This is a genomic window from Pseudomonas sp. FW507-12TSA, assembly GCF_058781435.1.
Window position 1 is genome coordinate 36,913 of record NZ_JBYSWT010000042.1, and the last position, 21,312, is coordinate 58,224.

General features: G+C 65.6%; 23 protein-coding genes. 15 read left to right on the forward strand and 8 right to left on the reverse strand.

Annotated features, from left to right (window positions below; translation table 11 throughout):
• Positions 1 to 31: 31 nt before the first annotated feature.
• From AC3WK8_RS29255 to AC3WK8_RS29265, 3 genes are read left to right on the forward strand one after another with little or no spacing between them, the layout of a single operon-like run.
• Positions 32 to 376, forward strand: a complete 345-nt coding sequence (locus AC3WK8_RS29255) for a YciI family protein (protein ID WP_022640390.1) — start codon at positions 32 to 34, stop codon at positions 374 to 376.
• Positions 377 to 402: 26 nt separating this feature from the next.
• Positions 403 to 894 carry an SRPBCC family protein gene (locus AC3WK8_RS29260; RefSeq protein WP_022640389.1) on the forward strand — a complete coding sequence of 164 codons (492 nt, stop codon included), beginning with the start codon at positions 403 to 405 and terminating at the stop codon, positions 892 to 894.
• A complete protein-coding gene (locus AC3WK8_RS29265) occupies positions 894 to 2,135 on the forward strand; it encodes an RNA polymerase sigma factor (RefSeq protein ID WP_085597313.1) in 1,242 nt (413 codons plus the stop codon). The genes AC3WK8_RS29260 and AC3WK8_RS29265 overlap by 1 nt, the downstream gene beginning before the upstream one ends.
• 6 nt (positions 2,136 to 2,141) lie before the next feature.
• Here AC3WK8_RS29265 and AC3WK8_RS29270 read toward each other — a convergent pair whose 3' ends face one another.
• A complete protein-coding gene (locus AC3WK8_RS29270; RefSeq protein ID WP_085597312.1) occupies positions 2,142 to 2,996 on the reverse strand; it encodes a LysR family transcriptional regulator in 855 nt (284 codons plus the stop codon).
• A gap of 88 nt (positions 2,997 to 3,084) precedes the next feature.
• On the opposite strand from AC3WK8_RS29270, the gene AC3WK8_RS29275 reads away from it, so the two are divergent.
• Complete coding sequence (locus tag AC3WK8_RS29275; protein WP_022640385.1) at positions 3,085 to 3,519, forward strand: multidrug/biocide efflux PACE transporter; 435 nt, start codon at positions 3,085 to 3,087, stop codon at positions 3,517 to 3,519.
• Between the two features lie 9 nt (positions 3,520 to 3,528).
• Here AC3WK8_RS29275 and AC3WK8_RS29280 read toward each other — a convergent pair whose 3' ends face one another.
• Positions 3,529 to 4,176, reverse strand: a complete 648-nt coding sequence (locus AC3WK8_RS29280) for a TetR/AcrR family transcriptional regulator (RefSeq protein WP_085597310.1) — start codon at positions 4,174 to 4,176, stop codon at positions 3,529 to 3,531.
• Between the two features lie 152 nt (positions 4,177 to 4,328).
• Here AC3WK8_RS29280 and AC3WK8_RS29285 point away from each other — a divergent pair, with 152 nt between their 5' ends.
• From AC3WK8_RS29285 to AC3WK8_RS29300, 4 genes are read left to right on the forward strand one after another with little or no spacing between them, the layout of a single operon-like run.
• Positions 4,329 to 4,937: a paraquat-inducible protein A gene (locus tag AC3WK8_RS29285; RefSeq protein ID WP_031320352.1), complete on the forward strand. Its 609-nt coding sequence runs from the start codon at positions 4,329 to 4,331 to the stop codon at positions 4,935 to 4,937.
• Positions 4,937 to 5,551, forward strand: coding sequence for a paraquat-inducible protein A (locus tag AC3WK8_RS29290; RefSeq protein WP_103326477.1), 615 nt, complete (start codon positions 4,937 to 4,939; stop codon positions 5,549 to 5,551). The genes AC3WK8_RS29285 and AC3WK8_RS29290 overlap by 1 nt, the downstream gene beginning before the upstream one ends.
• Complete coding sequence (locus AC3WK8_RS29295) at positions 5,544 to 7,235, forward strand: PqiB family protein (RefSeq protein WP_103326476.1); 1,692 nt, start codon at positions 5,544 to 5,546, stop codon at positions 7,233 to 7,235. The genes AC3WK8_RS29290 and AC3WK8_RS29295 overlap by 8 nt, the downstream gene beginning before the upstream one ends.
• Positions 7,232 to 7,813 (forward strand): PqiC family protein, encoded by a 582-nt coding sequence (locus AC3WK8_RS29300; protein ID WP_103326475.1) that lies wholly within the window; start codon positions 7,232 to 7,234, stop codon positions 7,811 to 7,813. Before AC3WK8_RS29295 ends, AC3WK8_RS29300 begins: the two co-directional genes overlap by 4 nt.
• A gap of 63 nt (positions 7,814 to 7,876) precedes the next feature.
• On the opposite strand, the gene AC3WK8_RS29305 is transcribed toward AC3WK8_RS29300, so the two are convergent.
• Entirely contained in the window at positions 7,877 to 8,794 is a 918-nt protein-coding gene (locus AC3WK8_RS29305; protein WP_085597306.1) for a LysR family transcriptional regulator, read from the reverse strand.
• A gap of 119 nt (positions 8,795 to 8,913) precedes the next feature.
• Here AC3WK8_RS29305 and AC3WK8_RS29310 point away from each other — a divergent pair, with 119 nt between their 5' ends.
• From AC3WK8_RS29310 to AC3WK8_RS29330, 5 genes are all read left to right on the forward strand, one after another.
• Positions 8,914 to 9,672, forward strand: coding sequence for a 5-oxoprolinase subunit PxpA (locus AC3WK8_RS29310; RefSeq protein ID WP_022640377.1), 759 nt, complete (start codon positions 8,914 to 8,916; stop codon positions 9,670 to 9,672).
• 92 nt (positions 9,673 to 9,764) lie between these two features.
• Positions 9,765 to 10,007 (forward strand): acetyl-CoA carboxylase, encoded by a 243-nt coding sequence (locus AC3WK8_RS29315; RefSeq protein WP_022640376.1) that lies wholly within the window; start codon positions 9,765 to 9,767, stop codon positions 10,005 to 10,007.
• Between the two features lie 10 nt (positions 10,008 to 10,017).
• Positions 10,018 to 11,391 carry an acetyl-CoA carboxylase biotin carboxylase subunit gene (locus AC3WK8_RS29320; RefSeq protein ID WP_103326474.1) on the forward strand — a complete coding sequence of 458 codons (1,374 nt, stop codon included), beginning with the start codon at positions 10,018 to 10,020 and terminating at the stop codon, positions 11,389 to 11,391.
• Complete coding sequence (locus AC3WK8_RS29325; protein ID WP_053137130.1) at positions 11,388 to 12,260, forward strand: 5-oxoprolinase subunit B family protein; 873 nt, start codon at positions 11,388 to 11,390, stop codon at positions 12,258 to 12,260. The genes AC3WK8_RS29320 and AC3WK8_RS29325 overlap by 4 nt, the downstream gene beginning before the upstream one ends.
• Positions 12,257 to 13,231, forward strand: a complete 975-nt coding sequence (locus AC3WK8_RS29330; RefSeq protein WP_085597303.1) for a 5-oxoprolinase subunit C family protein — start codon at positions 12,257 to 12,259, stop codon at positions 13,229 to 13,231. The genes AC3WK8_RS29325 and AC3WK8_RS29330 overlap by 4 nt, the downstream gene beginning before the upstream one ends.
• 57 nt (positions 13,232 to 13,288) lie before the next feature.
• Here the strand turns inward: AC3WK8_RS29330 and AC3WK8_RS29335 are convergent, their stop codons facing one another.
• A complete protein-coding gene (locus AC3WK8_RS29335; protein WP_103326473.1) occupies positions 13,289 to 14,899 on the reverse strand; it encodes an inorganic phosphate transporter in 1,611 nt (536 codons plus the stop codon).
• Positions 14,900 to 15,137: 238 nt separating this feature from the next.
• Positions 15,138 to 16,160 (reverse strand): transporter, encoded by a 1,023-nt coding sequence (locus AC3WK8_RS29340; protein ID WP_085597301.1) that lies wholly within the window; start codon positions 16,158 to 16,160, stop codon positions 15,138 to 15,140.
• Positions 16,161 to 16,431: 271 nt separating this feature from the next.
• Here AC3WK8_RS29340 and AC3WK8_RS29345 point away from each other — a divergent pair, with 271 nt between their 5' ends.
• Positions 16,432 to 18,057, forward strand: coding sequence for a methyl-accepting chemotaxis protein (locus tag AC3WK8_RS29345; RefSeq protein WP_103326472.1), 1,626 nt, complete (start codon positions 16,432 to 16,434; stop codon positions 18,055 to 18,057).
• Between the two features lie 65 nt (positions 18,058 to 18,122).
• On the opposite strand, the gene AC3WK8_RS29350 is transcribed toward AC3WK8_RS29345, so the two are convergent.
• Positions 18,123 to 18,440, reverse strand: a complete 318-nt coding sequence (locus tag AC3WK8_RS29350) for a PepSY domain-containing protein (RefSeq protein WP_022640371.1) — start codon at positions 18,438 to 18,440, stop codon at positions 18,123 to 18,125.
• Positions 18,441 to 18,598: 158 nt separating this feature from the next.
• Here AC3WK8_RS29350 and AC3WK8_RS29355 point away from each other — a divergent pair, with 158 nt between their 5' ends.
• The gene (locus AC3WK8_RS29355) at positions 18,599 to 19,510 is read left to right on the forward strand and encodes a sterol desaturase family protein (protein WP_053137121.1); all 912 of its coding nucleotides are present in this window, start codon (positions 18,599 to 18,601) and stop codon (positions 19,508 to 19,510) included.
• Here the strand turns inward: AC3WK8_RS29355 and AC3WK8_RS29360 are convergent.
• Together AC3WK8_RS29360 and AC3WK8_RS29365 are read right to left on the reverse strand one after the other, a co-directional pair.
• Positions 19,488 to 20,168 (reverse strand): AraC family transcriptional regulator, encoded by a 681-nt coding sequence (locus AC3WK8_RS29360; RefSeq protein ID WP_085597297.1) that lies wholly within the window; start codon positions 20,166 to 20,168, stop codon positions 19,488 to 19,490. The two genes, AC3WK8_RS29355 and AC3WK8_RS29360, sit on opposite strands and share 23 nt — an antisense overlap.
• Positions 20,169 to 21,296 (reverse strand): glycerophosphodiester phosphodiesterase, encoded by a 1,128-nt coding sequence (locus AC3WK8_RS29365; RefSeq protein WP_103326471.1) that lies wholly within the window; start codon positions 21,294 to 21,296, stop codon positions 20,169 to 20,171.
• Positions 21,297 to 21,312: the final 16 nt, after the last annotated feature.

A 21,312-nucleotide genomic window follows, 5' to 3' on the forward strand; every position in this document is an offset into this window, starting at 1 on the left:
ATAGTTGATCAGCCCGATCATGGAGGTGCCCATGAAATACCTATGCCTGGTGTATAGCGACGAACAACTGCTGCACAGCCTGCCCGATAGCCCGAAGGACGCCGAGTGCCTGGCCTATGCCGAGGCGGTGCGCGACAGCGGGCGGATGCTCGCCGCCGAGGCCCTGCAATCGGTGCAGACCGCTACCACGGTGCGCATGCGCGGCGGCAAGTTGTCGATCACCGATGGCCCGTTCGCCGAAACCAAGGAGCAGTTGGCCGGGTTCTACCTGGTGGAGGCCCGGGATCTCAACGAAGCGATCCAGGTCGCCGGGCAGATTCCGGCAGCCCGGGTCGGCAGCGTGGAAGTGCGCCCGGTACGTGAACTCAATCCCTGATGGCAATCAGCCAGAGGAGCGTCGCGATGACTTTGCAGACTGCGGGCCGCGTGCCCGCCGAACATGAACTGTCGATCAGCCGCTTGATCGATGCCCCGCGCAGCAAGCTGTTCCGTGCCTGGACCGAACCGGCGTTGCTGGCGCAATGGTGGGGGCCCCACGGCATGACCACTCCCGAGTGCGAGATGGACCTGTGGGTCGGCGGTCAGTTTCGGACCCTGATGCGCGCCCCCGATGGCAGCGAGTATCCGACCATGGGGGTGTTCCTGGAGATCGACGCACCGTCGCGGCTGGTGTTCACCGACGCCTTCCTGCCGGGCTGGATCCCCTCGGGCAAGCCGTTCATGACCGCCGAGGTGACCTTCGAGGAGCGGGGCGACCAGACTCTCTACACCGCTCGCGCCATGCACTGGAGCGAGGCCGATCGCCAGGCCCATGAAGCCATGGGCTTCCATGAGGGCTGGGGGCAGAGCCTGGAGCGCCTGGTGACCCTAGTCACCCAGGGCATGCCCGACTGATGCCGGGCCAGGCCGGAGCGGCGGTGACGGCGCTGGTGGAGCAGGTCTATCGCGAGCAGTCGCGGCGCATCCTTGCCACCCTGATCCGCCTGCTGGGGGATTTCGACCTGGCCGAGGAAGCCTTGCATGAGGCTTTCTTCGTGGCGGTGGAGCGCTGGCAGGACGACGGCATCCCGGCCAACCCCCGGGCGTGGCTGGTGTCCGTCGGGCGCTTCAAGGCCATCGATGGCCTGCGCCGGCGGGCACGTTTCGCCGCTTCCCAGGCCGCCCTGGCCAGCCAGCTGGAGCAACTGGAGCAGGAGGACTGGAGCGGTGAAGACGTGCAAGACGACCGCCTGCGGCTGATCTTCACATGCTGCCATCCGGCCTTGGCGGCGGATGCCCAGGTGCCGTTGACCCTGCGGGAAATCTGCGACCTGAGCACCGAGCAGATCGCCCGCGCCTTCCTGGCGACCCCGGCCACCATCGCCCAGCGCATCGTGCGCGCCAAGGCGAAGATCCGCGATGCGGCGATTCCCTACCAGGTACCGGCACTGAACGAGTTGCCCGAGCGCCTGGACAGTGTCCTGCGGGTGATCTACCTGGTGTTCAACGAAGGCTACTCGGCGTCCCTGGGGGACGAGCTGACCTGCGCCGACCTGACTCGCGAGGCGATCCGCCTGGGGCGCCTGTTGCTGGAGCTGCTGCCGGAGGCCGAGGTGATGGGCCTGCTGGCCCTGATGTTGCTGCACGAATCGCGGCGGGCGGCGCGCCTGGGCGCCGATGGCGAGTTGATCCTGTTGGAAGAACAGGACCGCCGCTTGTGGTCACGTGAGCTGATGGACGAAGGCTGCGCGCTGGTGGAGCAAGGCTTGCGCAGCGGCGGGGGCGGGCCTTACTGCCTGCAGGCGGCGATTGCCGCGGTGCATGCCGAGGCGCCCATGGCCAGCCAGACCGACTGGCCGCAGATCGTCGGTTTGTACGATGTGCTGCTGCGGTTGCAGCCCTCGCCGGTGATCGAACTCAACCGCGCGGTGGCCTTGGCCAAGCGTGACGGACCGGCGGCCGGCCTGGCCCAGGTCGAACGGATCCTGCGTCGCGGCGAGCTGGCCGACTATCACCTGGCCCATGCCGCCCGCGCCGATTTCTGTCGCCAGCTGGGGCAGGTCGAGGCGGCGCGCGAGTCCTACCGGCGGGCCCTGGAGCTGGTCCGCCAGGCGCCGGAGCGACGTTTTCTCGAGCGTCGCCTGGGCCAGCTGTAGTCTCGATCAGCCGAGCATCCGTTGCAGGAACCAGCTGCCGGCCGGCCCCGGTGGCTGCAGGCGAGACCAGAGCGCGTCCACCAGCACCGGCCGTGGCCAGCCGCGGACCTTGAGTTCCTGCAGCCTGCCGGCGCCGAAGTTCTCCACCAGCCAGCGCGGCAACGGCGCCCAGCCAAAACCGCCCTGGGCCATTTCCATCAGCATCAGGTAACTGGGGGCCGACCAGACCCGGCCCTGGGGGCGGCTGTCATAGGGGTTGAGCACCGTGGCCAGGCGCAGTTCGCGGTGCTGGCCCAGGGCCTGCTGATCCACCCGATCGAGCCTGGCCAGGGGGTGCTGGCATGACACGAACAGCGATACCTCGCCGCGCTCGGCCATGGTCTGGTGCTCCAGGTCGGCCGGGTAATCGGCTTGTTTCTCGGCGAAGGCGATCTGCGCGCGGCCGCTTTGCACCAGGTCGACCAGGTCATCGCACTCGGCGATCAGGCATTCCAGTTCCAGCTCCGGGTAGCGTTGCTCGAAGGCATTCAGGCAGCTTTCGAAGCGATCGGACTGGTAGGTATCGGAAAGGGCTACGGTGAGCCTCGCCTCGATGCCTTGGGACAACTGGCTGGCGGCCAGTTCCAGGCGGCTGGTGGCGGCGAGGATCTCCTCGGCGCGGCGCAGCAGCACCTGTCCGGCCGGGGTCAGGCCGGGCTTGCGGCTGGAGCGGTCGAACAGCTGGACATCGAGGTCGATCTCCAGGCTGGCCACTGCGGCGCTGATGGTCGACTGGCTCTTGCCGAGCTTGCGCGCGGCGGCGGAGAACGAACCCTGGGTCGCGGCCTGGACGAATGCCAGCAGCACTTCGTTGGATGCCATGAAGTATCGCCTTGGTCGATGGTTATTGGTTAGGAACTATCGATCGCATCCTGGAAGATCGCCAGCGTCTTCACTTCAGGAGCAGGCCATGAGCCTTCACAAATCCCTCACCGAACGCATTGCCCAGGCCGTCGCCTTCGAATTGCTGGCGTTGCTGATCTGTACTCCGCTGCTGTCCTGGGTCATGGATCGGCCGATGGTCGACATGGGCGTGGTCACCCTGGGCATCGGTCTCCTGGCGCTGGCCTGGAACGTGCTGTTCAATAGCCTCTTCGATCGGCTGCTCAAGCGCCTGCGGATAGCCCATGGTGGCTGGAGCCGGGTGGTGCACGCACTGCTGTTCGAGGCTGGGCTGGTAGTGGTCGCCGTGCCCTTGATCGCCTGGTGGCTGGGGATCAGCCTGCTGCAGGCGTTGATCCTCGACATTGGCGTGTTGCTGTTCTTCCTGCCCTATACCTACCTCTACCACTGGGCCTATGACGTGTTGCGCAACAAGTGGCTGCAGGTACGGCTGGCGCATTGAGGGCCAGCTTCATGCCGGAGCGAGCAGCTTCTCGATGGTGTCCAGGTAGGCTGCCAAGGCTCGCGGCACTTCTTCGAGCAATAACTCGCGCTTGAGCTCCTGGTGTTCCTGGGCCCGCTGGAACAGGCCCAGGGGCAGGCCGAGCAGCACCTGCACCCAGGTTTCGCGCTGCCGGGCGCTGGCATTGGGCAGGCGCGCCCGCAATACCCGGTCATAGAGGTTCTGCATCTGGACGTGCAGGCCCGGGGCCTGCAACTGGCCCAGGGCATAGCCCGGAGTGAGCATCTGCAACAGGTCGGGGTGCTGCTCGATGTATTGCAGGAGCGGCAGGCTGGTCTGTTCTATCACTTGTCGGGAACTCAAGCCTCGCCAATGACTCTCATCGACGCCGTGCAGGGGCTCGGCGATCGCGCTCATGGCGGCGATATGGCCCTGGCCCAGGGCCTCCAGCACCTGCTGTTTGTCGCTGAAAAAGTGATAGAGCGAGCCGATGGAGGTGCCTGCTTCCCGGGCGATGCCGTGCATGGTCAGGTTCGCTACCCCCAGCTGGATCAGCAGGCGCGCGCAGGCCTGGAGAATGGCCGTGACCCGCTGGTGGCCGCGGGTCTGCTTGGGCATGCGCTGGAGCTTGGAGGAGGAGGGCGCTGTGTCGGTCATGGTCGGCGAAGTTTTTCGGGGGCGCCTATTATGGCGTAGAAGGTTGCGTCCAGTCCTTGGAAAAACTAGACACGACCTTCTACTTTTGCTGAAAATACCCGGCGGCGGGAGCCTTCCTCTGTGCTCGCCATCCTTCCGGCTTTCTGAAAAACATGACTAATTCTCGCAACTGGATCATCTGCGAACACTGCGACTCCCTGTACGAGTCCGTGCCGCTCGGTAAAGGTCAGGCGGCGCAGTGTTCGCGCTGCGGTGCGCTGCTGGCCCGCGCCCGGCACCTGAACGTGCAGCAGTTGTTCGCCTTGTCGATCACCGCCGGGTTGCTGTTCGTCTTCGCCAATTTCTTCCCGGTGATCAAGATCAGCCTCGAAGGCCTGAGCAACGAAGCGACGCTCTGGCAATCGGTGGAGGCCCTGGCCCAGGGCCGGATCAGCCTGATTGCCGCAGTCACCGGCCTGACCATCATCCTCGCCCCGGGCCTGCAGATCGTCCTGTTGTGCTGGGTGCTGGGTTTTGCCAATTTCGGCCGCGCCGCGCCGGGGTTCAAGGCCTGCATGCGCGCCCTGGAGCACCTGCGGCCCTGGAGCATGCTCGAGGTCTGCCTGCTGGGAATCCTGGTGGCCATCGTCAAGCTGGCGGGCATGCTCGACGTACATCCCGGGCTGGGGCTGTGGGCCCTGGCGATGCTGACGGTGCTGATCATCCTGATTTCCGGCAAGGACATCCGCTACCTCTGGGATGACCTGGAGGGTCGCTACTGATGAGCACACCGCCCTATGCCCGGGACCATCAACTCAAGCTGTGCCACACCTGTGGCCAGGTCTGCCAGGCGTGCGAGCACTATTGCCCGCGCTGCGATTCGGTGGTGCATGCGCGCAAGACCAACAGCCTGTCGCGTACCTGGGCCTTGCTCCTGGCCAGCCTGATCTTCTACATCCCGGCCAACCTGTTGCCGGTGATGCACACCAACATCTTCGGCAATGCCAGCGAGAACACCATCATGAGTGGCGTGGTGGAGTTCTGGAAAGCCGGCTCCTGGGACATCGCACTGCTGATCTTCATCGCCAGCGTGGTGGTGCCAGGCATCAAGTTCTTCGTCCTCGGCATCCTCCTGGTGACCTGCCAGCGCCGCTCGCGCTGGGCCCAGCGCGAGCGAGCCAAGTTGTATCGTTTCGTCGAGGTGATCGGCTACTGGTCGATGCTCGATGTACTGGTGGTGGCGCTGGTGGCGGCCCTGGTGCAGTTCCGTGCCTTGAGCTCCATCGACCCGCGCATGGGCATTCTGTTTTTCGGTTTGGTGGTGGTGCTGACGATGTTCGCCGCCATGAGTTTCGATCCCCGGCTCATCTGGGATGTAGAGGTTGAAGATGTCTGATCATCCAGGTTCCAACGCAGCAAGTTCCCCGTCAGCCCCTGGCGCCCCGGCGCTGCGCACGCGACGCTTCAATGTCTCGCTGGTATGGCTGGTGCCCATAGTCGCGGCCCTGGTGGGGCTGTCGATGGTGGTCCACAAGTCTATGTCGGCCGGGCCGGAAATCAGCATCAGCTTCCAGACCGCCGAGGGCCTGGAGGCCAACAAGACCCAGGTCAAGTACAAGAATGTGGTGATCGGCAAGGTGACCTCCATTGCCTTGAGCGATGACCGGCGCAAGGTGGTGGCCAAGGTCGAGCTGGACCAGTCCGCCGAGCCTTTCACCGCCGAGGACTCGATGTTCTGGGTGGTGCGTCCGCGCATCGGCGCCAGTGGCGTTTCCGGTATCGACACCCTGCTGTCCGGGGCCTTCATCGGCGCCGACGCCGGCCGCTCGGACAAGCGCAAGGACAGCTTCAAGGGCCTGGAGACTCCACCGCCCATCACCTATGGCCAGAAGGGCAAGCGCTTCACCCTGCATACCGACGACCTGGGCTCCCTGGATATCGGCTCGCCGGTCTACTACCGGCGCATCCAGGTCGGCCAAGTGGTGTCCTACCAGTTGGCCAACAGCGGCAAGGGCGTGGACGTGAAGATCTTCGTCAACTCGCCCAACGACAAGTACGTGACTACCGATAGCCGCTTCTGGAATGCCAGCGGCGTGGACGTGACCCTCGGTGCCAACGGGCTGAAGGTCAACACCGAGTCGGTGTCGTCGATCCTCGCCGGTGGCATCGCCTTCGTCGAACCCAAGTACAGCCCCAACGCCAAGCCGGCTGAAGAGAACGCCGAATACAACCTGTTCGGGGACCAGGACACCGCCCTGGCGCCGCCAGACGGTGCCCCGTACTACATCCGCATGCGTTTCGACCAGGCGCTGCGTGGCCTGGCCATCAACGCTCCGGTGGAGTTCCTCGGGGTGAACATCGGCAAGGTGGTGTCCATGGACCTGGACTACGACCAGGAGCGCAAGTACTTCCCGACCCTGGTGGGGGCGGTGATCTACCCCGAGCGCCTGGGCAAGGCCCATGAAAAACTGCTGAAGCAGACCGGCGGCGAAGACGACGCCCGCTCCGCGCAACTGATCGGCGCCTTCGTCAGAAATGGCCTGCGGGCCCAGGCGCGCAGCGGCAACCTGTTGACCGGGCAGCTGTTCATCTCCCTGGACTTCGTGCCCAACGCCAAGCCCGTGGCCTACAACCCCAGCGCCCGGCCACTGGAGATTCCTACCGTACCGGGCAGCCTGGACAAGCTGCAGGAGCAACTGCAAGCGACCATGGACAAGATCAGCAAGCTGCCGATCGATTCCATCGCCGCCAACCTGGATTCCAGCCTGGCGGAAATGAACAAGACCCTCAAGCAGGTCAACGGCCAGGTCCTGCCGCAGTTGCGCGAAACCCTGGAGCAATCGAAGAAGACCCTGGCCAGCGCCAACGAGAGCTTCTCCGAGGACTCGCCACAGCGCCAGAGACTTGGCCAGGCCATGGAGGAGGTGCAGCGCACGGCCCGTTCGGTGCGGGTGCTCACCGATTTCCTCGGCCGCCATCCTGAGGCGCTGATTCGCGGACGCCTCAAGGACAATCAACCGGATGCCTACCAGTCGCCATCCTCCTCCGTTCGCGAATCCGTACCGGAAGCCCAGCCATGAAAACCCGTGCCCTGTTGTTGAGCCTGACCCTGGGACTTGCCGCGTGCAGCTCCGCGCCCACCCATTACTACACCCTGATGCCGCCAGTGACCGAAGGCGCCACGGCCAGGAACTCGGGATTGCAGTTCGAGATGTCCACGGTCCGCATCCCGGTCCAGGTGGACCAGCCACAGCTGGTGGTACGCCAGGACAGCGGCACCCTGGCGATCCTCGAGACCCAGCGCTGGAGCGCGCCATTGGTGGATGAGTTCCACGATGCGCTGGCCAGCCAGATGGAGGCGAAGCTGGGGACCCGCAACCTCGAGGGCCTGCCGAAGCAGCCCGGGCGCCCGGTGCTGTCGTTGCAGACCGATGTGCGGCGCTTCGAATCCCTGCCCGGGCGCTATGCCTTGATCGATGTGGTCTGGAGCCTGCGCCAGCGCAGCGAAGGCACCCCGGCCCGCAGCCTGACCTGCAGCAGCCAGATCCGCCAGCCGGCGGGCATCGAGCTCGGCAGCCTGGTGCAGGCCCACCAGCAGGCCATCGCCCAGTTGGCCGGGCAGATCGCCGGCGCCGCCCAGCGCTGGTCCTGCCCCTGATCCAGTGCAGCGGCCCAAGCCGCTTCGTATCGACGTTTGATCGCTGAAGGTCGCCTGGTCGCTTCAGCGCCGGGCGGAGAGTTGCTGGGGGGCGAGGAACGCATCGCGAAAGTAGTCCCGCAGCGCTTGCATCGCCGGGGTGAAGACGCGGTCGCGACGCCAGGCCAGGCCGACGCTCATGGGCGTGACCGCATCGCTCAGGCTCAGGGTCTCGATGCGCTTGCCCTCCAGCGACCAGGGCCGATGCACCAGGTCCGAGAGGATCGCCACGCCGCTGCCGTTGGCCACCATGCTGCGCACCGCTTCTACCGAGCTGGTGCGCACCCGCACCCTGGGCTGTTGGCCGGCCTGTTCCCAATAACGCATTGCGCTTTGTTCCGCTTCGTCGACGGTGAGCAGGATGAACGGCTCCTCGGCCACGTCCGCCAGGCTGACGCTGGTCCGTTCGCACAGCTGGTGATGGGCCGGTAGCCACAGCCGGCGCTCGGAGTTGAACAGCGTCTCGGAGACGATATCCGGGTGGGTCAGGTTGGCGGTGAGCACCACCGCCATGTCGAAGCGCCCGGCCAGCAGCCCCTGTTCGATGGCCTGGCGTTCCTGCTCATGCAGTTCGATGGTGACGTCCGGGTGCCAGTGCCCGAGGCGCTGCAGATGGTGCGGCAGGAAGTAGCCGATCACCGTGTAGCTGGCGGCCAGGTGCAGGGTGCCGCTGGCGCGGTAGTCGGGCAGCGGGCTGTTCAGCGCATCGTCGACGCTGCGCAGGATCACGTAGGCGCGGTTGAGGAAGTGCCGGCCGGCATCGGTCAGGCCCATGCCCTGGGCCGACCGCACGAACAGCTGCACGGCGAGCATCGCTTCCAGTTCCTTGATTGCGGTGGTCACCGCCGATTGGGAAATGTTCAGGTGGATTGCGGCCTGGGAGATCTGGCCGATCTCGGCAGTGGCCACGAAGTAACGTACCTGGCGCAGGGTCAACGACATTTCTATCCGTCCACGTATCTGATTTTCAGAACAAGCTCTATCTGATAATAGATCTTCCCAAGGGGTCAAGGCCGCTCTAACGTCCATCGCACGAAGTCACGAACGTTGGAGCGACAGTGATGCAGGCAGTGGATTTCAATTCGGACATGGGCGAAAGCTTCGGCCCGTGGACCATCGGCGATGGCGTCGACAACGAGCTGATGGGCTTCATCAGCTCGGCCAACATCGCCACCGGCTTTCATGCCGGCGACCCCGGCACCATGCGCCGCACCATCGAGCAGGCGCGGCTGCGGGGCGTGGCCATCGGGGCCCACCCGGGCTTTCGCGACCTGGTGGGGTTCGGCCGGCGCCACATCAACGCCCCGGCCCAGGAACTGGTAGACGACATGCTCTACCAACTGGGCGCCCTGCGTGAGCTGGCCCGGGTCCAGGGCCTCAAGTTGCAGCACATCAAGCCCCATGGCGCGTTGTACATGCACCTGGCCCGGGACGAGGAGGCGGCGCGACTGCTGGTGGAAAACCTGCAGAAACTCGAACCCGAACTGCTGCTGTATTGCATGCCCGGCTCGGTGATCTGCCGGATCGCCCAGGAGCTGGGGCAACCGGTGATCCGCGAGTTCTATGCCGATCGCGATTACGACCTCAGCGGCTCCATCGTCTTTACCCGCCGGGTGCGGGTCCTGGATCCCCATGAGGTGGCCGCCAAGGTCCTGCGCGCCTGCCAGCAAGGGCTGGTCCGCACCGTGGAGGGCGAGGACCTGGCCATCGAGTTCGATTCCATCTGCCTGCACAGCGACACCCCAGGTGCCCTGGACCTGGTGGAAGCCACCCGCGCCGCGCTGGACCTGGCCGGCATCCAGGTGCGAGCACCGCGCTGAGGCGTTGCCCGCCAAGCCTCGCGCATCGACGCGTCTGCAAGCGGTTTGCTTTTTTTGCCTGCCTTTCGACAACTATTCCAAGAGAAACAGACATGGCCGAATACAACGTCATCACCCCCTTGCCGGGCACTTTCTACCGCAAGGCCACGCCCGATTCGGCGCCTTTCGTCGAGGTCGGCGACAGCGTCAGCGCCGATACCGTGATCGGCCTGATCGAAGTCATGAAGCAGTTTTCCGAGCTCACTGCCGGCAGCGCCGGCCAGGTCGGCGCCTTCCTGGTCGAGGACGGTGACCCGGTGGAACCGGGCCAGGTCGTCGCGACCCTGGTCGAGTGAGGGCCGCCCCATGACCGAATCCATTCGCAAGCTGCTGGTCGCCAACCGTGGCGAGATCGCCGTGCGCATCATTCGCGCGGCCAAGGCCCTGGGCATTCCCACCGTCGCTGCCTGCAGCGAGGCAGACGCCGACTCCATGGCCGCGCGCCTGGCCGACGAAGTGCAGATCATCGGCCCGGCCCGGGCCGACAAGAGCTACCTGAACATCCAGGCCCTGCTGGCAGCCCTCAAGGCCAGCGGCGCCAATGCCGTGCATCCGGGCTACGGCTTTCTTGCGGAAAATGCCGAGTTCGCCGAGGCGGTGGTCCAGGCCGGGGCGATCTTCGTCGGCCCCGATGCGCGGACCATCCGCCGCATGGGCGACAAGGCCGAGGCCCGGCGTACCGCCCAGGCCGCCGGGGTGCCGGTGGTGCCCGGTTCGCCCGGCGAACTGTTCGACCTGCCAGCTGCGTTGCAAGCGGCGCAGGCGGTGGGTTTTCCATTGCTGATCAAGGCATCGGCCGGTGGCGGCGGGCGGGGTATTCGCCTGGCCGAGGATGCGGCGCAACTGGCCGATGAGTTTCCCCGGGCACAGCGCGAGGCCCAGGCGGCGTTCGGCAACGGCGCCTTGTACCTGGAGCGGTTCATTGGCCGGGCCCGGCATATCGAGGTCCAGGTGCTGGGTGACGGCAAGCGTGCGGTGCACCTGTTCGAACGTGAATGCTCGCTGCAACGGCGGCGGCAGAAGATCTTCGAGGAGGCGCCATCGCCGGTGCTCGATGCCACCCAGCGCGAGCAGTTGTGCAGCAGTGCGGTGCGCCTCACCGAGGCCCTGGGCTACCAGGGCGCTGGGACCCTGGAGTACCTGTATGACGACAGCACCGGCGAGTTCTTCTTCATCGAGATGAACACCCGGATCCAGGTGGAGCATCCCATCAGCGAGCTGATCACTGGCGTCGATCTGGTCCAGGCCATGCTGCGCATTGCCGGTGGCGAACCGCTGGATCTGCGCCAGGAGGATATCCACCTCGATGGCGCGGCCCTGCAGATGCGCCTGAACGCCGAGGACCCGGCGCGGGACTTCTTCCCCAGCCCGGGCACGGTCCAGGAGTTGTCCTGGCCGCAAGGGCCGGGGCTGCGGGTCGATAGCCATCTGTATCCGGGGTATGCCGTGCCGCCTTACTACGACTCGCTGCTGGCCAAGCTGATCGTCCATGGCGCCGACCGCGAGCAGGCCCTGGCTCGGGCGCGGGCGGCCGTGGAGCAAACGACCTTGACTGGCATGGCCAGTACCTTGACCCTGCATCGCGAGCTGCTGGCCGAGCCTTGGCTGGCGAACGCGGACTTCCATACCGCAACCCTGGAAACCTGGCTGGCCGGGCGCCGTGCCGGAGGTGTCGCATGAACCAACCGATCCGCTACAGCTTTGGTGCCGACGAGCACCTGTTCGCCGAAGTCAGCGACAGCATGTCCCTGGAGGCTTTCTTCAAGGGCATGGCGGTTACCCGCGCGGTGGAGCGCCTGGCCCTGGATGGGGTACTGGACGTATGCCTGGCCAATGCCTCGTTCCAGATCCGTTTCGATCCGGATCGCATCGCGCCCCAGGCCCTGCTGGAGGCCGTGCGCGAGGCCGAGGCCGGCGCCGTGGCCGAGCGCAGCCTGCACACGCGGATCATCGAGATCCCGGTGCTGTACAACGACCCCTGGACCCATGAAACCCTGATGCGTTTTCGCGACCGGCACCAGGACCCGGACGCCACCGACCTCGAGTACGCGGCGCGGATCAACGGCCTGGCGGATGTCGACGCCTTCATCGCCGCCCACAGTGGCGCGCCCTGGTTCGTCTCCATGGTGGGTTTCGTCGCCGGCCTGCCGTTCATGTTCCAGATGGTCGAGCGCGAGCGCCAGTTGCAGGTGCCCAAGTACCTGCGGCCGCGCACCGACACGCCGAAGCTGACCCTGGGCCATGGCGGCTGCTTCGGCTGCATCTACTCGGTGCGCGGCGCCGGTGGCTACCAGATGTTCGGCGTGACCCCGGCACCGATCTACGACCCGCAGCAGCAACTGGCCTACCTCAAGCAGCACATGGTGTTCTTCCGCCCGGGGGACATCGTGCAGTTCAAGCCTATCGATCGCGAGGCCTATGACCACGCGGTGGCCGAGGTGGAGGCCGGGCGCTTCGACCTGCGCATCCGTGAGGTGGAGTTTTCCCTGGATGCCTTTCTCGCCGACCCGGTCGGTTATCCCAAGTCGCTGCAGGAGGTGTTGGCATGATCAAGGTCATCAAACCGGGCTTGGCCACGTCGGTACAGGATCTGGGCCGCGAGGGCTTCTATCACCTGGGCATCCCGCCGTCCGGGGCCCTGGACCAGTACGCCCTGAGCGCCGCCAACCAACTGGTGGGCAACCCGGCAGGCGCCGCGGGCCTGGAGTGCACCTTGCTCGGGCCGGAACTTGAGTTCACTGTCGATGCCCTGGTGGCGGTCTGTGGTGCACACATGACGCCCAAGCTCGATGGCGTGGACAGGCACCTGGATACCGCGTTCGCGGTCAAGGCCGGGCAAGTGCTGCGTTTCGACTTCCCCAAGGCCGGGGCCCGGGCCTACCTGGCGGTGGCCGGTGGCATCGACGTGCCGCTGGTGCTGGGCAGCCGTTCCACCTATGCCCTGGGCGCCCTGGGCGGTTTCCAGGGGCGGCGCTTGGCGGCCGGCGATGAGCTGCCGGTGGGGATCGACAGCGGCAAGGGCCGCCCGGGGGCCAGCCTGCCCATGGCGCTGCGCCAGTCCCTGGGGGGCGAGATCGGTCTGCGGGTGGTGCCGGGGCTCTATTACGAACGCCTGAGCGAGGGAGCCAAGGCGAGCTTCTTCGCTGAACCCTGGACCGTGGGCTCGGAGGCGGATCGCATCGGCTATCGCTTCAAGGGCGGCAGCGCCCTGGGCTTCCAGCCTCGGGAGCAGCCGTTCGGTGCCGGCTCCGATCCGTCGAATATCGTCGACAGTTGTTATCCCATCGGTTCGATCCAGGTGCCGGCGGGGCTGGAGCCCATCGTCCTGCATCGGGATGCGGTGTCCGGTGGTGGCTACGCGATGATCGGCACGGTGATCAGCGCCGACCTGGACCTGGTGGGGCAGATGCAGCCCAACCAGAAGGCGCGCTTTATTCCGGTGACCCTGGAAGAGGCACTGGAGGCCCGGCGTTCCTACAAGAAGAAGCTGGCTTGCCTGAGCAAGCTGTTTGCGTCCTGATCCACCCGTCCGTGGCGGCTCACGCATCGTGTAGCCGCTACCGCAGGGGACTGCCGGCTAGAACAGTTGGGTGAACAGCCAGTACAGGCTGCCGGACAGCAGGATCGCCGCCGGCAGGGTCAGCACCCAGGCCATGGCCAGGTTGCGGATGGTGCGCATCTGCAAGCCGCCGCCGTTGGCCACCATGGTCCCGGCCACCCCCGAGGACAGCACGTGGGTGGTGGACACTGGCAGGCCGAACATGTCCGCCGCGCCGATGGTCAGCATCGCCACGGTTTCCGCCGACGCGCCCTGGGCGTAGGTCAGGTGGGTCTTGCCGATCTTCTCGCCAACGGTCACCACGATGCGTTTCCAGCCGACCATGGTGCCCAGGCCGAGCGCGATGGCCACCGCGATCTTCACCCACAACGGGATGAAGCGCGTGGCGTTGTCGATCTGCTGCTTGAACAGTTGCAGCTTGTCGCGGGTGTCCTGGTCGAAATGGCCGACCTGGTTCTTGTCCATCAGGCGGATGGTTTCACTGGTCAGGTACATGTCGTTGCGCACGTTGCCCATGGCTTCGGCCGGAACCTTGGACAGCGAGCCATAACCCTTCACTTCATTGCCGATGGCACCGGCCAGGGCGGCCAGGGCCGGCACCAGTTCGGGCGTGGCTTGCTTGCTGCGCATGTATTCCGAGAGCACCGCGCGAGGATCGGCCGGCGCCGCCTGTGGGGAGCTCTTGGCCAGGGCTTGCTGGGTGACTTCGGCCACGGCGGCGAACTGCAGGGCCTGGTCGGCGGGCATGGTGCGGTTCAGGGCGTAGGCCATGGGCAGGGTGCCCACCAGGATCAGCATGATCAGGCCCATGCCTTTCTGGCCGTCGTTGGAGCCGTGGGCGAACGACACCCCGGTGCAGGTCAGGATCAGCAGAGCGCGAATCCACCACGGTGGCGGGGTGTCGCCCTTGGGCGCCTGGTACAGCGCGCGGTTCTTGACGAACAGGCGCAGGGCCAGCAACAGCAGGGCGGCGAACACGAAGCCGATCAGCGGCGAGAACAGCAGGGCATAGCCGACCTTTGTGGCTTGGCCCCAGTCCACTCCGCTGGTGCCATCGCGGCCATGCATCAGGGCGTTGGCTACGCCGACGCCGATGATCGAGCCGATCAGGGTGTGGGACGACGAGGCCGGCAGGCCGAGCCACCAAGTGCCGAGGTTCCACAGGATGGCGGCGATCAGCAGGGCGAAGATCATGGCGAAGCCGGCGGAAGAGCCCACCTGCAGGATCAGCTCCACCGGCAGCAGGGCGATGATGCCGAAGGCCACTGCGCCGCTGGACAGCAGCACCCCGAGGAAGTTGAACAGGCCGGACCAGACCACCGCGAACTGTGGTGGCAGCGAATGGGTGTAGATCACCGTGGCCACCGCGTTGGCGGTGTCGTGGAAGCCGTTGACGAATTCGAAGCCCAGGGCGATCAGCAGCGCGACGCCAAGCAGCAGGAACGGGGTCCAGGTGGTGACCGTGGTGCCCAGTTCGTGCATGTCGTGCATCAGGCTGTAGGCGGTGAACAACAGGCCCAGGGCCAATACGGCGAAGAACACCACCAGGGTGAAGGGGCCGGGTTTCTTATCCAGTTGCGGTTTGGCGTCGACGCTGGGAGAGGCGACGGTCAGGGAAGGGGTGGCCATTGCTGGACAATCCTGTGGCTGGAAGGAATGGCTTCCATGATCGTTGCCGAATGTTACAGGCAGACTGCCCCAGGTCATGGTTTGTGCGATTGACAGGCCCGTTGATCCGTTTGCCCCCCGGCGGCTCGTGCCGAGCCGTGCGCAGCCTGCGGCATCGGCTACACGAGGCGGGGTTGCGGATACGGTGGTGCTGTGTAGCCGCTGTCGAGCGCCAGCGAGGCTGCGTACGGCCGCGGGGTCAGTAGTCCTGGCGTTTGCGAAAGGCCCAGCGCCCGGCGATCACGGTGAAGGTGGCCACCAGCGCCACCAGGATCCAGAAGCCTTCCGGATCGCCGGAGAAGGGAATGCCGCCGACGTTCATGCCGAAGAAGCCGGCGATGATGTTGATCGGCAGGGCCAGCACCGTGACCACGGTCAGGGTGAACAGGGTGCGGTTGCTCTGCTCGTTGAGGTTGGCGGCGATTTCCTCCTGCAGCAGCTTGATCCGCTCTCCCAGGGCCGTGAGGTCGCTGATGATCAGGGCGAACTCCTCGGTGGACTTGCGCAGCTCCTTGACGTCGTCCTTCTGCAACCACTGCGGCGGCCGGTTGAGCAGCCGCAGCAGCGAGCCCGGCTCCAGGGCCAGCAGCCGTTGCAGGCGCACCAGTACCCGGCGCATGGCTCCCAGTTCGGCGCGGTTGGCCGAGACCCTGGCCGCCAGCAACTGGTCTTCGATCTGGTCGACGCTGAGGCTGGTCTTGCGCACGATCTGGGTCAGCACCTCGCCCTGGTCCCGCAGCAGGTGGACCAGCAGTTCCAGGGGCGAGCGGAAGTGCTCGCCGGCCTTGACCGAGGAGCGCAGCTTGTCCACCGAATGCAGGGGTTGCAGGCGGGCGCTGATGATCAGGTTGCTGCGCACGCAGACCCACAGGGTGGAGATGTCCGAGGACAGCATGCTGCTGAAGTTGAACACCACGTCGTTGACCACCGCCAGCAGGGCCGAGTCCACGTGCTCGATGCGGGTCGAGCGCGAACCTTCATGCAGTGCTTCGAAGAATTCATCGGGCAGTTGCAGGTGGGCCTGCATCCAGCGCTCGCAAGCGGCATGGGCCAGGTTCAGGTGCAGCCAGAGAAATTCATCCTGGTGTTCGGCGCATTGCAGGGCTTGCAGGGCCTTGGCCGAATCCATTTCGCGACCACGTTCGCCGGGGCGGAAGCGGTAACCGTAGAGCAGGCCGAACAGATCGGAATCGCGGTGACTCTGGTCGATGCTGTGGTTCATGGGGGCTCGCAGGAGGGACAGTGCCCACGCGGGTTTCACAGGTTCACTTGAACCACATCATGGCAATGCTTCTTGACGGTTTTGTGACAATTGAAAGTCCATGATTCGCCGCGTTACACCGGCGGTCGGCGGCTCTCAAGAATGTGTCGTCGATGCCGATCACGCTCACATGCCATGCGCATTCGAGCCGTCTCGAATGCCCCCGACAGGGACGTTCGGACTTACGCATGCCTTATCGGGCCTGCTCCATCCCTGCCATGAGATCTTCTCGATGTTTTTGCAAAAATCCCTGAGAGGGCAAATTCTTGCCCTGCTGAGTGGCAGCCTGTTGGCGATGCTGTTGATCGCCCTGGCGTGCTTTCAATTGCTGTCCAATGGCGTGCAGAGCTACCGCGAGCTGATCGAGGGTCCGCTGCACAGTTCGCAACTGATCGACGAGGCCAACCTGCAGTTCAAGATCCAGGTGCAGGAATGGAAGAACGTGCTGCTGCGAGGCAAGCAGCCCCAGGAAATGAACAAGTACTGGCAGCAGTTCGAAGATCGCCAGCGCGACGTGCAGAACATCCTTGGCGAGCTGGCACAGACCCAGGGCCTGGAGACCTCGCTCAAGAGCCGGGTCCAGCGTTTGTCCCAGGAGCATCTGGCCCTTGGCCAGGCCTACCAGAGAGCCCGTGATGCCTATGTGGCCGGCGGTGCCGATCCGAGTGCCGGCGATGCTGCGGTGAAGGGCTTCGACCGTGCCGCCAGCGAGCAGATGAGCGAGCTGGTGGTCGAGTTGCGCAAGCAGGGCCAACAGCAGTCGTTGCAGATCAGTGCGGCCGCCGATCGTACGGTGTGGCTGGGTATCCTGGTGATGCTCATTTCCGGCTTGCTGATCGGCCTGCTCAGCCTGTGGCTGGTCAACCGTAGCCTGGTGGAGCCGATCCGCCAGTTGATCGACTATGTGGCCCAGCTCAGCCGTGGCCAGTTCTCCCAGCGGGTGAACAACACTCGCCAGGACGAGCTGGGCAAGCTGGCCGCGGCCGCCAACACCCTGCGTGACTTCCTCGCCCAGACCTTCACCAGCCTGCAGCGCAGTGCCTCGGACCTGGATACCTCCAGTGGCGAGCTCAACTCCATCGCGACCTTGATGTCCCAGGGCACCAACGACCAGTTCAGCCGCACCGACCAGGTGGCCACGGCGATGAACGAGATGTCCGCCACCGCCCAGGAAGTGGCGCGCCATGCCGCCGATGCCGCCCGGGCTGCGGACGATGCCGACCAGTCGGCGCAGCAGGGCGAGCAGGTGATGCAGAGCACCATCGACAGCATCACCCAGATGCGTGGCGAGATCGCCAATACCGCGACCGTGATCCGTCGCCTGGAAGCCGACAGCGGCAGGATCGGCAAGGTGCTGGAAGTGATCCAGGGCATCGCCGAACAGACCAACTTGCTGGCCCTCAACGCGGCCATCGAGGCGGCCCGGGCCGGCGAGGCGGGACGTGGTTTCGCCGTGGTCGCCGATGAAGTACGCAGCCTGGCCCAGCGTACCGCGGCCTCGATCACCGAGATCAACCAGATCATCCAGACCGTGCAGACCGGCGCGGTGGATGCCGCCCATGCCATCGAGAGCGGTCAGTCGCGCAGCGAACAGAGCGTGCAACAGGTGACCGAGGCCGGGGCCATGCTCGAGCGCATCACCCAGGCGGTGGAAGCGATTCGCGACATGAACCGGCAGATCGCCACTGCGGCCGAGGAGCAGACCTCGGTGGCCGAGGACATCTCGCGCAACCTGACCGAGATCACCTCCATCGCCAGCACCAACCTGGACAACGTCCAGCGTACCGAGGCTGCGAGCCGCAACCTGCATGTCCTGTCGGGCCAGCTGAACGAGGTCACGGCGCGCCTGAGCGCCTGATCCCTGGACCCGCAAGACACAAGGCCGCGCCCCTTGTAGAGGCGCGGCCTTGTGCTATCTGCAGGTTACTGGTCTTGCTTGTTGGCCAGGACCTTGCCGGTCTTGGCATCCAGGTCCACATCCCACTCGATGCCTTTGCTGTCACGCAATTCCACCTGGTAGACGTAGGCGCCGCTGGCGGTCTGTTCCAGCTCGGTGTCGGTGATGTTGGCGGCGCTGGTGCCGGGATGCTGGGCCAGGGCGGCCTGGTTGAGTTTCTCCAGGTCCATGATGGCGCCCGACTTGAGCAGGCCCGGGATCAGGTCCGGGCGGACATCGGCCTGGGCCAGTCCGGCGCTCAGGGTCAGGGCGGTGGCGGCCAGCAGTGCGGAGAATTTGCTCATGGATGATTCCTTCGAGGGTGATGGGTTTGGATGGGCACAGGTTAACCAGCGCAACTTAATTCACCCTTAATTCCCGCCACCGATTGCGCCGTTTGTTCAAGCCTGCGGGCCTGGCTGGCCGGCAAGCTGCTGTCTCCTTATCGATGGAGACAAGACGGATGAAACGAATGCTTGCGTGGTTGTATGGGCCGCTGTTCTTCGGTGGCTTCATCGGCGCCGGTGTCTGGTGGATGGGCAGTGCGGGTGGCTCGGCGGCGGGCCTGCCCTGGTTGTTCCTGGGGGCCCTTGGCGTGTCGTTCCTGGCGGAGTGGGGCTTGCCTTACGAGCCCGCCTGGAACCGCTCCCACGGGGACCGGTTGCGCGACTGCCTGCACGCCGTGGTCAACGAAGGCTTGAATGCCATCGGCCTGCTGGCGCTGCCGGGGCTGGCGATGCTGCTGGCCCACGATGGCTTGTGGCCCCGGGACTGGCCGCTCTGGGGACAGCTGTTGCTCGCGGTTACCGTGGCCGATTGCGGGATCACCCTGGCGCACTATGCCAGTCACCGTTGGGCCTGGCTGTGGCGCCTGCATGCGGTGCACCACAGCGTGCAGCGCATGTATGGCTTCAACGGCCTGCTCAAGCACCCCTTGCACCAGTTGCTCGAAGCCTCGGCAGGGCTGTTGCCGTTACTCATACTGGGCATCCCGCTGCCGGTGGCACAGCTGTTGGCCCTGGCCATCGCCATCCAGTTGCTGTTGCAGCATTCCAATGTCGACATGCGCCTTGGCGTACTGCGCCTGGTGTTCGCCTGGGCCCCGGTGCACCGCTTCCACCATATGAAGTACGGGCGTGCCGGGGATGTGAACTTCGGTCTGTTCTTCAACCTGTGGGACTGGCTGCTGGGCACCACGTTCTACCGGCATGATTACCCGATGCGTCCGGGAGACCTGGGCATCGGCAGCCGTCCGGACTACCCGGCGGGGTACTGGCGGCAACTGCTGGAGCCCTTCAAGGTCCAGCGCTACAGCGCCGAGCCCAAGGTGCCGCAAGCCCTGCGTCGGCAGGTCAAGCCAGCAGGCGGGGCCTGAGATGCTTGAGGGCCTGGCCGGCGGTGACGCCGAACAGTGCTTTCAAGGTCCGGGAGAAGTGCGCGGCGTCGGCGAACCCGGCGCCGTGGGCCGCCTGGGTCATGGCCTGGCCCTGGAGCATCAGGGCCATGGCCAGGCGCAGGCGCCGCCACAGCACCAGGCGGCGTACCGGCAGGCCCACGTCGCGGGCGAACAAGCGCTCCAGCTGGCTCAGGGACAGGTTGGCCTGGGCCGCCAATTGTGCGGCCGCCACCTTGCCGTCCAGGGCCGCGTCCAGGGCCTGCAACGCCCGCTCTATGCGCCGGTCGACCATGGGCTGGCGCGGGCAGGCGCGTAGCGCGGCCTCCAGTTCGGGCAAGCCGGGTGTCACCTCGCTGACGCTCTGGTGCAGGTCCCGCGCATCGATCGACAGCGGTTCGGCATAGACCGTGAACGCCGCTTCGGGAGCTTCGACGATGGCGTGGCGGCACAGGGCCTGGATCATCAGGTAGTGACCGCTGTGGCGAACGCCATCGAGCTCCACGGTGACCGGCTGCCCGGGGGCGATGATCAGTTGATGGGCGTAGTGGGCATGGGGCGCGGTACGCCCCATGAACCCGTGGACCAGGCCGAAGTCACGACCCAGCCAGAGTTCGCCCTGCCAGCTGGAGTCGCTCATTCAGTAGCCGCTGGCTTCCAGCAGGCGGGCGACACTGGTGCCGGCCGGACGCTGGAAGTACTTGAGCAATTGGTCGCTGCGGTTGGTGAAGATGCCATCGACGCCGGCATTCATCACCTTCTGGAAGTCCACCGGCTCGTCCACCGTATAGACATGCACCAGCAGCCCCTGATCGTGGGTGTACTGGTTCATCCACGGCTGCACCAGGTCGGCGTAGCTCTGTTCGCCACCGCCCGAGAGGGCTGCCGAAGGGCCGGTGCCGATGGCGCCCCGGGCCTTGGCCAAGTCGACCCAGCGCTTGAACTCGGCCTGGTCCCGGGGTTGCTGGCGGGCATAGAAGGCCGCCTTGTCGGTTTCACCGCTGCTGGCAAAGCTCTGTCCGGAAGCCGGCTCGATGCTGCCAGGCGCGAGCCACAGCAGCAGGACCTTGGGCACCTGGGGCATTTCCTGGTGCAGCAGTTCCAGGCTGTGCTTGTCGAAGGTTTGCAGCACCACCTGGCCCTTGCCCTGGCCTGCTGCCAGGTCGCTCTTGGCCAGGGTCGAGCCGGCCGGGCCCAGCCAGCCGCGGTCCTGGAGTTTTTTCTTGAGGTCGTGCTCGATACCCGGGAACAACTGGGGTTCCTTGGTCTCGATGTAGAGCCCGGGCTTGTGCGCCGAACTGCCCTGGGCGATATCGATGATTTCATCCAGGGTGAGGATCTGCAGGCCGACGAAGCCTGGCCGGGCGCGGTCGGGGTGGGCCTGGTTGAACCAGCTGCCGGCGTCCAGGGTCTTCAGCTCGGCCATGGTGAAGGCGTTGGCCGGGCGGTCCTTGCGTTCGGGGAATTTCTGCGCGACATCGGTGGTGCGTTGCAGGTTGTTGTCATGCAGGGCGAACAGTACGCCATCCTTGCTGCGCTGCAGATCCATCTCCAGGTAATCGGCCCCCAGGTCGCGAGCCACTATGTAGGCGGCGGCGGTGGATTCGGGAGCATCGAAAGAAGCCCCGCGGTGGGCGATGACCGCTGGCCGTGCAATACCCAGGCGAGCGGCCAGGGCCTCGGGATCGGCCGGTTCCGCGGCCTGGGCCAGGCCGCATGCGAGCATCAGGCCCAGCATCAGGGTTCTGGAGTGGAAGGGGTGGGGCATGCTCGAAATCCTTTCG

Excerpts from the sequence above, each read along its gene's own strand:
- AC3WK8_RS29285 (WP_031320352.1), top strand. The coding sequence starts at position 4,329 with ATGACTAATTCTCGCAACTGGATCATCTGCGAACACTGCGACTCCCTG.
- AC3WK8_RS29320 (WP_103326474.1), top strand. The coding sequence starts at position 10,018 with ATGACCGAATCCATTCGCAAGCTGCTGGTCGCCAACCGTGGCGAGATC.
- AC3WK8_RS29295 (WP_103326476.1), top strand. The coding sequence starts at position 5,544 with ATGTCTGATCATCCAGGTTCCAACGCAGCAAGTTCCCCGTCAGCCCCT.
- AC3WK8_RS29360 (WP_085597297.1), bottom strand. The coding sequence starts at position 20,168 with ATGAGCGACTCCAGCTGGCAGGGCGAACTCTGGCTGGGTCGTGACTTC.
- AC3WK8_RS29350 (WP_022640371.1), bottom strand. The coding sequence starts at position 18,440 with ATGAGCAAATTCTCCGCACTGCTGGCCGCCACCGCCCTGACCCTGAGC.
- AC3WK8_RS29290 (WP_103326477.1), top strand. The coding sequence starts at position 4,937 with ATGAGCACACCGCCCTATGCCCGGGACCATCAACTCAAGCTGTGCCAC.
- AC3WK8_RS29315 (WP_022640376.1), top strand. The coding sequence starts at position 9,765 with ATGGCCGAATACAACGTCATCACCCCCTTGCCGGGCACTTTCTACCGC.
- AC3WK8_RS29280 (WP_085597310.1), bottom strand. The coding sequence starts at position 4,176 with ATGACCGACACAGCGCCCTCCTCCTCCAAGCTCCAGCGCATGCCCAAG.
- AC3WK8_RS29330 (WP_085597303.1), top strand. The coding sequence starts at position 12,257 with ATGATCAAGGTCATCAAACCGGGCTTGGCCACGTCGGTACAGGATCTG.
- AC3WK8_RS29255 (WP_022640390.1), top strand. The coding sequence starts at position 32 with ATGAAATACCTATGCCTGGTGTATAGCGACGAACAACTGCTGCACAGC.
- AC3WK8_RS29270 (WP_085597312.1), bottom strand. The coding sequence starts at position 2,996 with ATGGCATCCAACGAAGTGCTGCTGGCATTCGTCCAGGCCGCGACCCAG.
- AC3WK8_RS29325 (WP_053137130.1), top strand. The coding sequence starts at position 11,388 with ATGAACCAACCGATCCGCTACAGCTTTGGTGCCGACGAGCACCTGTTC.
- AC3WK8_RS29335 (WP_103326473.1), bottom strand. The coding sequence starts at position 14,899 with ATGGCCACCCCTTCCCTGACCGTCGCCTCTCCCAGCGTCGACGCCAAA.
- AC3WK8_RS29355 (WP_053137121.1), top strand. The coding sequence starts at position 18,599 with ATGAAACGAATGCTTGCGTGGTTGTATGGGCCGCTGTTCTTCGGTGGC.
- AC3WK8_RS29300 (WP_103326475.1), top strand. The coding sequence starts at position 7,232 with ATGAAAACCCGTGCCCTGTTGTTGAGCCTGACCCTGGGACTTGCCGCG.
- AC3WK8_RS29305 (WP_085597306.1), bottom strand. The coding sequence starts at position 8,794 with ATGTCGTTGACCCTGCGCCAGGTACGTTACTTCGTGGCCACTGCCGAG.
- AC3WK8_RS29260 (WP_022640389.1), top strand. The coding sequence starts at position 403 with ATGACTTTGCAGACTGCGGGCCGCGTGCCCGCCGAACATGAACTGTCG.
- AC3WK8_RS29340 (WP_085597301.1), bottom strand. The coding sequence starts at position 16,160 with ATGAACCACAGCATCGACCAGAGTCACCGCGATTCCGATCTGTTCGGC.
- AC3WK8_RS29365 (WP_103326471.1), bottom strand. The coding sequence starts at position 21,296 with ATGCCCCACCCCTTCCACTCCAGAACCCTGATGCTGGGCCTGATGCTC.
- AC3WK8_RS29345 (WP_103326472.1), top strand. The coding sequence starts at position 16,432 with ATGTTTTTGCAAAAATCCCTGAGAGGGCAAATTCTTGCCCTGCTGAGT.
- AC3WK8_RS29310 (WP_022640377.1), top strand. The coding sequence starts at position 8,914 with ATGCAGGCAGTGGATTTCAATTCGGACATGGGCGAAAGCTTCGGCCCG.
- AC3WK8_RS29275 (WP_022640385.1), top strand. The coding sequence starts at position 3,085 with ATGAGCCTTCACAAATCCCTCACCGAACGCATTGCCCAGGCCGTCGCC.
- AC3WK8_RS29265 (WP_085597313.1), top strand. The coding sequence starts at position 894 with ATGCCGGGCCAGGCCGGAGCGGCGGTGACGGCGCTGGTGGAGCAGGTC.